Below are 12598 nucleotides of genomic sequence, written 5' to 3'. Positions count from 1 at the left end.
GTCTTCACCTTACTTAGATAAATTGATTATGCTTTAATTCTTGTATTATCAGATCTTCTGTGATGTGTATAACATTTAAATTCATCTCTTGACTACAAATAAGAGACAGACGATAAAGGTTATCAACCCTTATGGAATGACAAAATACATCCTTTAATGTTGGTTTTATTTGCTGATTATCCATACTTATTTCGGTTAATTTCATATGTAATCCCATACCTAACATTTTGGAATATGCTTCCTTTAGGGTCCATATTGTATAAAAATAATCTAGCTTTTCTTCCTTTAATCGAATCTCCTTAAAATAGGAAATTTCTTTTTCACTCATAAAAAAATCAATACAATCAAAATCTATAGGCTTGATTCGTTCAATATCGATGCCAATAAAGCTGCAAGTGGATACGGCTCCAGCTAGATATTGTCCAGAGTGAGATATATTAAAATGGACATCTGGCACATGGACAAATGGCTTGCCATATGGACCATATTGAAATTGAACATCAGTTAATCCTGCTTCTTTTAATAGAAGAAAGCGTTTAAAAAGGTCCGAATTATATTTGTTAACATGCTGTGTTTTATATAAATAAATATTTAATTGATTACACTTGGTCATCTTATGCCTTCACTGCCTTGCATAATAGTATCCTCTAAGCTTTGCAAATAAGAATCCTCTATTTCATAAAGGAAAAAGTGCCCTCCCTGAAATTTTTGAAGAATTAAGTCTCGATTCGCCACCTCTTGCCATCTTCGTAAATCTGTGATGGTAAGGTCGGGGTCCTCTTCACCAAAATGAGCAATAATAGGCGTATTTAATTTTTGTTCCTTGTAGCAAAGAGATTCATGCAAGCAATAGTCATTTTTGATGGATGGAATGACAAAATTTAAAAACTCCTTATTCTCTAAAAGCAATGATGGTGTACCACCAAGTCGATATAACTCCTCTATTAAATTCTGATCAGGCATTGAAGAATGATATTTATCCTTACTCTGACAATGAGGTGCTTGACGACTCGCAACTACTAAAAGCTCTAGTTGTGTATTAGTATTTGTTTCAAGATAGTGCGCCACTTCAAATGCAATGGCGGCGCCCATACTATGACCGAATAATACTACCTTTTTATTAACTGAAATATGTGTAATTGCCTGAGCTATTTTGACACTTACCTCAGCGATGTTTAACATGGGTTCCTCACTTCTTCTTGTTGCCTTCCCTGGTAGTTCTACACTATACATATTTAATTGTGTGCATTTACTTACCCACTCTTTATAGTTTGAGGCTGATCCTCCTGCATGATGAAAACAAAATACATTGACATCACTACGATTATCGCGTGAGAATGGAAACCATATTTTCGAATCCATATCAACTTCCTCCTTTCATTTTTTCTAAAACAAATAATCGTTGACCTAGTGGATATAATTTATGTCCCTTATCAGGTTGTATTGAAATACATCTGAATCCCACCTCATTAAATATTTCCAGCCATTGAGCTGTCGTTAAAAAAGTAGATGATGTTTCCACTCTTTTATCATTCGCAGGCTCCATCATAAAGACTTGTGAAATTAACATTTGTATGGATTCACCATCTGCTTCTGTTAATATAATTAAACCATCCTTTTTTAATAGCGATTGAAGCATCCATAATATTTCCTTTGTATTTTTCACATTATTTAACACACCAGCAGCAAGAATCATATCCTGAGAACCATTCTCAATCAAAGATATATCCTTCCTATCTTCTATATCCATTTTCATAAATTCTAGCCACTGAATATGCTGTAATGATTTCTTTGCTTCATTAATAAAATAATTAGAAATATCACTAAATAAATAGCAACTCATGTTATTGTGTAGCTGATTTTTCAGAATGCTATCAATGACTTCTTTAGTGGTTGCACCAGTTCCTGCGCCTATTTCTAAGATATTTACTTTATTCTTTATTGCAATCTGTGCTGTAACAATGCTGGCGACTTCTTTATTCAGGAAATGGGCAATCATTGTATCCTTATATAAGGATGTAGCTACATCCATCTCACCCTCTTGAAATAGTAACTGGACAGCAGATTGCTTACCCGTTAGTAAATCTCCCAGTAGTTCAGCGTGTCTATAAAAGTAATTCATGACTTTTGCAGGCATCAATTGATCTGACCATACTGATTTAAGCTCTTGCCACGCCCTCTCTACCTCCTTAGGCGTCAATACTGGATAGTTTAATACAAAGCCTGTATCTAGATAGATTACATAACCATGATTAGTTAGTGCTGTTAACCATCTTGTAAGAATAAATTGAAATCTATCAGCGATTTGAATAGCATGGGAAATTTCATCAGCACGATATATCCTATTCTTCGAAGTAAAGATATTGTTTTTCTGGAGCTCAAGAAGAATCGTTTTTAAACAAACCTCATTAAACTGTGTAACAGCCTGTTGAACACCATCAATTGTTAGCTGTTTATAGTGTACTTCCATAGATTCTTTTTTTCGAAGCTGTAATTTTATATCCTCAATATTTAAAAATGACTGTGGTACTCGCTCACAATCATTTGGATAACCTAAGGCACTCGTTAGTCCACTCCATAGCTGTGCAGCTTGAAGTATCTGTTGCCCCTCTTTTCCCATCTTGATCGAATTCATATCATGGGTAATCCAATTTGCTAATCTCTCAATATCCTGTAAAATAGCGGAAGGCCAAGTCTTTGTCAGAATGTCTTGATAGGTAGCATTATTTTTTGATGTAAAATCCTCTATCACCGAGCTAGTGAGTGAGAGGGGAGCTTCCTGTTCCAAATCTCTTGGAACTAGTGGAATATTAGGGATTTGCATTCTAGGTGTCCATAGTACAGGTCCATTCGTATCAAAAAGAGTCAATTTACCACTATCGAACCCTAATGTAATGTGATGCATTAAATGCATATAACTATCAGAGACAGCAACATCCACTTGATTTTGTGCTCGTATCGTTGTTGGAATATCCTTTAGCATGGCGGAAAGCAATTGAAACGGCATATTGCCAGTAATCACATCCTTTACCTCCCAGGGCTGAACATTACCAAGTAATTTTGTTAAGATATGAGCTAGTGGAAATGAAACCTGGGTTGCCATATCGATATTCAAATATAAAGGCTGTTCTTGCTGCATTATAGTTTGAGCAACTTCTATGAATTTGTTGACGAAGGGTAAATTACCATATAAATCTCCTACCATAAACTTAACACACTGTTGTTTTGCCATTCGGTAACAGTCGATTAAATTTTGATAATGTACTGGCTGTTCTAATAAAACATGAATGCCCCTTTTCATGAATGCTATTGCAAGCTCTGTGCCTGAACCTCCCATCACGCTTGTAGGAACAACAATGCAAGCAATATCAATGTCATGAGGTATGTCCTCGATATCCGTATATAAATTTGTCTCATATATACTGGCACAATGTTTAGACCTTTGACTGCCTTGTGCAAGAATCCCTGCTAGTTCAAAAAGTGGCGAAAGCTGGATAGCCTCTAAATAAAATTGGCCAAATCTTGTGCCGCATACAAGAACACGTAACTTTTGGGTCACTACTATATCACTCTCTCATATATTTATATTAATGAATAGATGACACAGCGGTGCATCACAAGCCGCTAGCTATAATGACACCACTGTGCATTTAGTTTGGAGCTAGTAAATATTCAAGTAAAAATGCCTTCTTCTCTCTGCAACCCCCTACAATGTACCTATAACATGTGCTTCTTCCTTATCCTGATCATTCTTCTGTGCAACGAGATTTGCAGCCATTCCTTCAATGGTAGGATGTAAAAATAACTTTTCCAACGTTAAAGAATACTCTAGTTCACTCAGTAGATTAATAAATCGAATTGCTTTAAGGGAGTCACCACCATGTTCAAAGAAGTTATCGTCCACACTGCTATACATAGTTTCTATTATTTCTTGCCAGACTTGAACAACAATCTGCTCTTCTGGAGTAACTGCTTGTCTCCCCTGTTTCACAAGCTCAGGCTGGTGAGAAATTCTGTAGTGTGCAAGCTGCTTGCGGTTAATTTTTCCGTTTGCTGTTACTGGGAAGGATTCATGAACGAAATAATCATCTGGACACATATATTTAGGAAGAGTATGCTTTACCTCTTCTCTAAAGCGGTCAAGGGATAATCTTTGAATCTTTGAAGGTCCCTCAACCATCATGATATGTTCACCAAACCACTTAACATCATCCCGCGGCCACTCTAATAAATAGTTAAAGCCTTCATTCTTCCATAATTGTTGCCATGTCTCGCAATCAAGCAACGGTAACTTCTCTGCACTCCTAGTATCAGTAAGTTGCTGATAGCCTTCCTCATAAAATGCCACTGTAATTAGCAATAGTGCATTATTCTTTACATTCTCAGTTAGTATAATAAGACCATCTGGCTTTAATAGTCGCTTTAAATAAGTCATCGTATTATTTAAATGACGACTTCGATGCAATGTATTTTCAGCAATAATTAAGTCATAGGTATGAAGATCCATATCCTGATTATCAGGTGGGAGATTAACATCATATTGCTTAAATTTAACATGCTCATGAGGTGTCGCCGCCTTTCTACGATATAGAAAATCGGATGATTCATCAGCGTAGGTATATTGACCATTGCTCATAAAGTGCTTCGCAAATTGGTGACTACCCTGACCTGTTCTTGTGCCAAGCTCCAAGACATTTAGTCCTTGCTCTTCATTGGATTTTGATAATATGCTTAACATATTGTCCACTAAATCCTGTGTATATTGACTCCATAAATTATAGTGACCTAATTGTTCAGGCGTTAAGAATCCCTCCGAATCTACTAAATAAATCTTGGCTTGCTGCTCGCCTTTTAGAATGGCAAGTCGGGCCTCTTGAGAAATGATTAACTGCTCCTTTAATCGCTGGAATATTGGCTGTGTTTCACCAAGATGAAAATCATTTAATTTATTACTCATATATTGTAAAGCGTTTTCTTTGCTGAAATTAACGATATAACTAGTATGTTTCCTCTCTATAAAACCATATTCAGCAAGGTAATCTAGCCAATGCCCTATTAAAGAATCATACGTATTCCCAATAGCTCCTATTATTTCCTCCTTCCTCAATACTTGACCTTGATCCTTAAAGATGCTCAGTGCAGATAAGTCTAAAAACATCATGCCAACACTAAGCCATTCAATTGAGGCTGTATAATCAGAAAGCTCAGTCATATGAAGGGTTGGCTTCATGTGCTCCAACTCATTTTTGATTGTCTCAAGACTGATAGAAAGCTTTGTATCTGTTGTCAATGTTTCAACTAAATCATGCTGACTGTCCTTATGAAGCTTTAAATGGCCTATTAGCTTATTATCCTGCATGATGACAGCAGCCTGCTGTACAATCGGAAGCTTGCATAAATTAGCTTCAATATCCCCTAGTTCCACTCTGTGACCATTCATTTTAATTTGCTGATCTTCACGACCTAAAAATTCGATATTACCATCAGGAAGATACCTAGCTAGATCCCCTGTTTTGTAAATTCTTGCTCCTGTTTTAGGATGGTATATATAGTGAGCATTTGTTCTCTCATGATCATTACAATATCCTGTTGATAAACCAATACCACCAATATATAAATCACCTTTTACCCAAACAGGACTATCCTCATAATTGGCGTTCAAGACATACAACTGCTGATGTGAAAGTGATTTCCCATATGGAATACTCTTCCACGAATCTTCAATAGTATCTACCATAAAATAATTGGACCAAATCGAGCATTCTGTGGCTCCTCCTAGACTGACAACATGTGAATCTTTGAAAATGCTTTTTATTTTTTCTGGAAGGGTTAATGCTATCCAATCACCACTTAATAGCACCCATCTTAAAGAATGTCCCTGCTCTGCAATTGTAGTAGCTGTTTTATGGTAATTCACAAACATTTCCATAAAGGCTGGTACTGTGTTCCAGATCGTTATGTGATGTTTATGCAATAGCTCTAACCAATGCTCAGGGTCCTTCAGCTTCTGCACTTCAGGTATGACTACTGCACCACCTGCTGCGAGTAAGCCAAATGCATCATACACGGATAAATCAAAGGTAAAGTTCGATAAAGCTATACTACGGTCAGAGGATGTTACTTCGAAACGCTTGTTTATATCTAAAATGGTATTCACCACACTACGATGAGTGATTTCAACCCCTTTAGGCTTACCTGTAGAGCCTGAAGTGAAAATAATATAAGCCAAATCATCTGGTGATACTGTGCGAAGGGTTGTCATTTTCTCTGACTGGGTTTCAATAAGTGACTCCACAGTATAAACGTTTAAGCCTAAATGACCGAATCGACTATATAAAGTCTGTGAAGTCATAATTGTGCCGATATGTGCTTGGTGTATAATCTGCTGTAGTCGTTCCAAAGGTGTATCCACATCTACTGGTAAATATGCTGCCCCTGCTCTCATAACCCCTAGTGCTGCAACAATTTGCTGCCATCCCTTTTCCATTAATATGATGATAGTCTGAGATGGCTCTGCACTAATGGCAGCAGCTATATTTTTTGACATATCGTCTAATTCTTTATAAGAAACTGTCTTTGTAGTATCAATAATCGCTGGATTTTCAGTAAATGTAAGCCATTGTTTTTCTAGTAGACTGATAAGTGTTTCTTCAGATGTCGGGATAATGGCCGCATGATGAATGACCTCCCGTTGTTTTGCATCTGGTAGACTAATAAGAGTAGAAGTCTGTTGCCATGCCTTCATACCCTGACTTAGTTGGTCTAAAAACTGCAGATACACATTAAACATTTCAGCCAATAAACCTGAAGGGAATAATTCTTCTACACCATCCCAGGATAGGATAAGCTCACCATCTTGCTCAAATACTTGATGATCCAACCAAACCTGAGGTGTCTGCGATGCTCCATAAATGATTTTCCCTAAATAAGAAATATCCTTTAAATGATCCTTATTCACGCCAATTCCACTAGTAAAGACAATCGGCATAACAATTTCGTTAAAATGATTCCTGTCTTTTCGTAGCATTCGCTCGACTTCCACCCCACTGACAAGCGTATGTTCAAGATCCTGCAATAATTGCTTTTGCATATCCTGACAGCGCATAATGAAATTGCTATCGAGACGATGATCTATTTCAATCAGTACTAAAGAAGTAAAGTCTCCCACTAACTTATTGACATCTTCATGTAAAGGTAGACGGTTAAAATGCGTTAAATTTAATGTAAAATGCTGATGACGGCTATATCTGCCTAATACTTCTGCATAGGCTGTCATTATAATCGTTGAAGGCGTCAAATGAAGTTGGTGTGCCATTTGTTTCATAGTACTCCATTTATCCTTCGTTAAAACTGCCTGATAACGTGTAAATCTTTGTTCTTTGATTTCATTAGGCTGCTTGGCTAGTGGCAGCTCTGGAGCGGACGGTAGCTTTTGAACACGTTCTTCCCAATAGTTCATATCATTTTTATACTCAGTAGAATTTTTAAAATCCGCTAGTGCAATCGCATAATCTCTAAAGCTAATATTGATGGTAGGTAAGTTTAGGGTCGGAGTATAAGATAATTTATACCACTCATCAAATAGCAGAAAAATGCTATAGCCATCAAATACCGTATTATCAAAGCTAACATGTAATCGAGTTGTCTGATTTGGACTTAAGCTGGCCTCAATTTCAAATAATGGCCATTTGCTAACATCAAATCTACGCTGAGACATTTGATTTCTGGTTGCTTGCACTCCATTAGTAAAAGCTAAATAATCCTGATGCCTGTAATCATTGATGTTAATTTGATAAGCTGGTACATCCTTCAAAATTTGCTGAGACAATCCATTATTCAGTACAACCACTCGCATGACATCATGACGCTGAATTAATTGATTCCAAGCCGCATTTACTGCCTTCATGTCCAGTTCGTCACATTCAAGCTCAAAATAACAATGAGCAGACACATCGCTTAAATCATATACACTATTTCTTCCGAGCCAATAGGATTGCTGAATATCCGTTAATGGGAATGGCTCATAAAGATGAGTTGTATCACTTTTAATATTCTCAAAAGATGTAGGCATTATTTCCTTTGTCTCAGCCATTGTTTGCTCGGCTATATATTGAGTAAAATCACTAAACTTCGGATATTTGAAAATTGCCTCTAAGGAAGTCGGCAAATTCAATTTTTTCTGTAATTGACTATTTAGTTGTGTTGCAATTAATGAGTCTCCTCCAAGTTGATAGAAATTATCGTCTAGTGAAATATGTGGTTTCTCTAATACCTCTTTCCAAACATTCGCAATTTTTTGCTCCATAGCCGTCATTGAACGTGTAGGTTCTGCCTGCTTCTGAGCACCTAAATCAACGCTTGTATGTAATAGCTTACGATTTAGTTTCCCATTATTCGTTAAAGGCATTTTACGAAGTAACGTAATATGTCTAGGAATCATATAATCTGGCAATTGCTCTTTAGTATAGTCCTCTAGCTTTCTTTGGTTTATTTGCTTTTTCACAGGAGATGACTGAGCAATAAAAATATGGTGCGCATATAGTTGTGGGTGATTCACCACATTCACATTTGAAAAACCAGCTTTCTTAAAGACTTCTAGCCATTGAGTATCCGCTAATAAAGGCTGACAATCCTCTTTTCTTTCATCTTCATATTGCGTAAATCCATTTTCTTCAAAGCCTGTTGTAATAAGCTGCAGGCTGCTATTCATTGTGTTTTCAGTAGTGACCATCAAGCCATCAACATCTAAAAGCTGCTCAATAAAGGGCATCGCTTCTGGTAAATTTTTAATTCTGTGTAGCGCATTATTGGCAATTATCAGGTCATATTTCTGGCATGTATAGCCTTGTAAAACAGGGTCAATTTCCATATCTAATGTAGCAAATTCTATATGGTCTGAAAGAATGTGATCGAATTCACCTTTAAAATATATAGAAGCATCCGTGATAGTATAATGATAATCCACACCTGCCAATTGCTGAATGATAGCTTCCGTAAATGAGCTACTTCTTGCTCCAAGCTCTAGAATGTGTATTGGCTTTTTCTTAGCTATACTAATCCTATTAATAATGGTTGCTACTAGACGATGACTTTCTATAGCCCCTGGTTCTTCACATATCACCTCCATCGGTGATAATGCATTTTCAGAAAATAATAAAGAAGCTGGTGATATTTTTCCCGTTAGTATTGCTTGCCCATTCTCTATAAAGGACGTACCGAATTTTAAAATATGTGGGTAATGAACTAAATAAGGTAGCTGACAATCCGATAAATTCATCCTATTTGTATAAGTGATATGATCTATAGTCGCTACTACATGTAACTTATGTAGCAAACTAAACCATTGGAAAATAAGCTCATAATACCTCGCCTCTATCTGCCTTTCTTCTATTAATTGTTTAACATCGTAGCTATGTCCTTTGTCCATAGGAAAGTCCATTTGCTGTAGAATCGATGATATTCCATAACAAGTTAATTGATCGATTTCTTGCATAAATTTCTGCATTGCCTCTGAATCATCGAAGTCACTAGCATTTGAATGTTGATAAACTGATTCGATCACGCTTCTAACAAGTTTAGGTATGTCAGAGGATGTCGTCTGAATATCAAAAAGATTACCAAAACCTTCGGCAGTGATAAAAGCATGAAGTTGATTTCCACTTTTTTGTTTAGTGGCAAGAACTACCGCATCTTTAATACACGAATTATTTTTCAGGCTTCTTTCAATATCACCTAACTCAATCCGATGTCCGTTAACCTTGACCTGTTCATCTTTCCGACCTAAAAATAATAAAACGCCATTATCTACATACTTGCCATAATCCCCTGTTCGATACCATTTTTGCCCATCAATAGAGATAAAATGGCTATTTGTTTGCTGGATATTTCCTTTATACCCCTCAGCAATACTGTTCCCACCTATCCATAATTCACCAGCTACTTCGTTTGGACAATCCTCGCCTCTTTCGTTAACAACACGATACTGCTGATTTGGTAATGGGAACCCATATGGAATACTCGGATATTTATGAACAATATCATTGGTTACTTTAAAATAATTAGACCATATCCCACCTTCAGTAGCTCCACCCATGGCAATCAAAGTACCGTGAGGCGTTTTTACTGGCATCTGCTGTACTAAATCTGGTTTAATCCAATCTCCAGATAAATAAATATGTCTAATTGTTGGAAGGCTTTTCTCCTCTTGCTCTAACTCTGCACATAACATCTCAAATAATATAGGTACAGAATTCCATAATGTAACACCAAATTCTTCAATATAGTGTACCCATTTATCTGCACGTCGCACTTCCTCTTCACTCAGTAATAGCAGTTTGCCACCAACAGCCAACAAGCCAAACATATCATAAACTGATAAATCAAATTCTGTGGCAGATACAGCTAATATACAATCCTCTATATTGATTTGATTAAGCTGATTAACGGCATAAATGGTATTCCATGCGGCTTTATGCGTCATTTCTACACCTTTAGGCACACCCGTTGAGCCTGAGGTAAAAATAATGTAAGCAGGAGAGGCTGCATCATAGATGATTTCAAAGCATCGCTCACACTGTTCTGCATCTGCAACAGATAAATACGAAACGCCACTGTCATCATCTAGCTGAGGTTGATCTGTTACAACAAATCGTATATCCGCTGCTTCATAAATTTTATTTCTTCGAAACAATGGCTGCTTGAGACCAATTGGTACATACACCGCTCCTGCGGCTAAAATCCCTAAAATTGTAGCAATCTGAGAAATGCCTCGCTCCATTAATAGTCCAACTGCCTCACCCTTTCGGATACCGTTAAGGTGCAAATATTGAGCGATGCGTTGTGCCTTTTCCTGTAAAGCACCATAAGTAATTGATGTCTGTTGTGCAGGGAAAATCAATGCTTGCTCATTAGGTATTTGTTGAGCTTGAGTAAAAAATGGCGCATGTAAGCAAGTCGGCTCTACGGTCATTTCGGACTGAACATTTTTTCTAATCGTTAACTGCTCTGTTATTGGAATATGAAGTGGCATCGACCAATCATTCCTATTAGCGACACTACCCACTGTTTGTTTGAAGCTTGTAAACATCTCATCAAGGACCTGTGGCTTAAATACATCATCAATACTATCCCAAATTAAAAGCAAGCCGCCATCCTGCTCAAACACTTGGAAATCTAGCCAAACCTGTGGCGTTTGGGAAATCATATAATGGATATCGCCAAATACTGATTTAAACTCTTCATTCAATAAAGGCGAACCAATATTACAGGAGAAAACAACAGGGGCAATTTGTTGTTCACTGCTATGCAATCGAACATAGTCTCTTTGTACATCCACACCAGAGTAGGCTGTATATTTCATATCTGTATGAAATTGGTTTTGAATGGTTTGCACATCCTGTAAAAATGTTCGTTGCTCCTGTAAATCAACCTCTACTAAAAGGATTGTTGTAAAATCAGCAACCACCTCTTCAATCGTGTGCTTATTTGTTGATTGTCGATTAAATAATGGGAGATTGATAAGGAAATGATTAGTTTCGCTCCATTTATTAAGAATTAGACTATAAATTGTTAGTAGCGTCATAGCAGGAGTGACACCTGATCTTGCAGCTGTATGTTTTAATTTTTCCCATAACTCCGCTGGTAAAAAATAAGAACGTCGATAAAATGTTGCATTTATTTCGGACTTATTTGAGACTGGTAATTGAGGCTTTGTTGGTAATGTCTCTAGCCTTTTTGTCCAATAGGCCATTGCCTCTTGTCTCTCCTGTTGATTTTCTTCATTTTTCTCTACCAAATATGTAGCAAAATTCCATTCAAGGGGTGCTTGAGGCTCCACATTGCGATTGTACAACGCAGCTAAATCCCTTAATAGTATTTGATAGCTTTGGACATCTGCTACTAATAGGTCTATATCGAAAAACATACGACCTTTATTTTCTGGTAATAAAGTGATTTGTAATTCTGCTACTTGACCCTCGTCTATCTTTAGTAGTCTATGAGATGTTTGCGTTCGTATTTCCTCTAAATGGTGTTTGATTTGCTGCTCATCTGCCATTCGATAATCATGAACGATTAAGGGCTTCACCTGTGATTGTTTTAAAATAAATTGTTGCCCATCTGCTGTAAAACAGGACCTCAGCATTGGATGATGCTCCTGTAACCTTTTCCAAGAAGCTGCCAATCTGTCCGTATCAATCTGTTCAACATTAATTTCTAAATAGCCATGACAGCCTACATTTCCTAGGTACTGTCCGTCATATCTACCGACCCAATAGGCATGCTGAACTTCGGTTAAAGGGAAGGGCTCATACATATCCACATTCTTTTTGTCCTGCTTATAAGGTATCTGTTCCTCAAAAATAGCCTCCTCTAACAAAAATCGTTGCCAGTCCTTTAAATATGGGTTTTTTACCAATTGTTCAAAAGTCAATCGATAGCCTAGCCTTTTACTTACATTTATAAGCTTCATCATTTCAATAGAGGATAGGCCCATGTGTAGTAGGTTTGCATCATCCGCTATTTCCCCACCGGGATTCAACATATTGCATACTTCATCTCTAAATGCTTGCCATTTTAATAAGACCTCTGTCTTAGCCAT

At 37.0% G+C, this 12598-nt stretch carries 4 protein-coding genes; all 4 read right to left on the bottom strand.

Annotated features, from left to right (window positions below; all coding sequences use genetic code 11):
- Positions 1–13: 13 nt before the first annotated feature.
- A complete protein-coding gene (locus tag AC1RNS_RS09030; protein WP_492992036.1) occupies positions 14–613 on the bottom strand; it encodes a 4'-phosphopantetheinyl transferase family protein in 600 nt (199 codons plus the stop codon).
- Entirely contained in the window at positions 610–1362 is a 753-nt protein-coding gene (locus tag AC1RNS_RS09025) for a thioesterase II family protein (protein WP_492992034.1), read from the bottom strand. The genes AC1RNS_RS09030 and AC1RNS_RS09025 overlap by 4 nt, the downstream gene beginning before the upstream one ends.
- Position 1363: 1 nt before the next feature.
- Complete coding sequence (locus AC1RNS_RS09020; RefSeq protein ID WP_492992033.1) at positions 1364–3559, bottom strand: Gfo/Idh/MocA family oxidoreductase; 2196 nt, start codon at positions 3557–3559, stop codon at positions 1364–1366.
- 147 nt (positions 3560–3706) lie between these two features.
- Positions 3707–12598, bottom strand: coding sequence for an amino acid adenylation domain-containing protein (locus AC1RNS_RS09015; RefSeq protein WP_492992032.1), 8892 nt, complete (start codon positions 12596–12598; stop codon positions 3707–3709).

The organism is Lysinibacillus sp. GW821-FHT14F06 (assembly GCF_058803665.1).
Note: the sequence above shows the minus strand (reverse complement) of the source record. Positions and strands in the feature narration are given on the sequence as shown.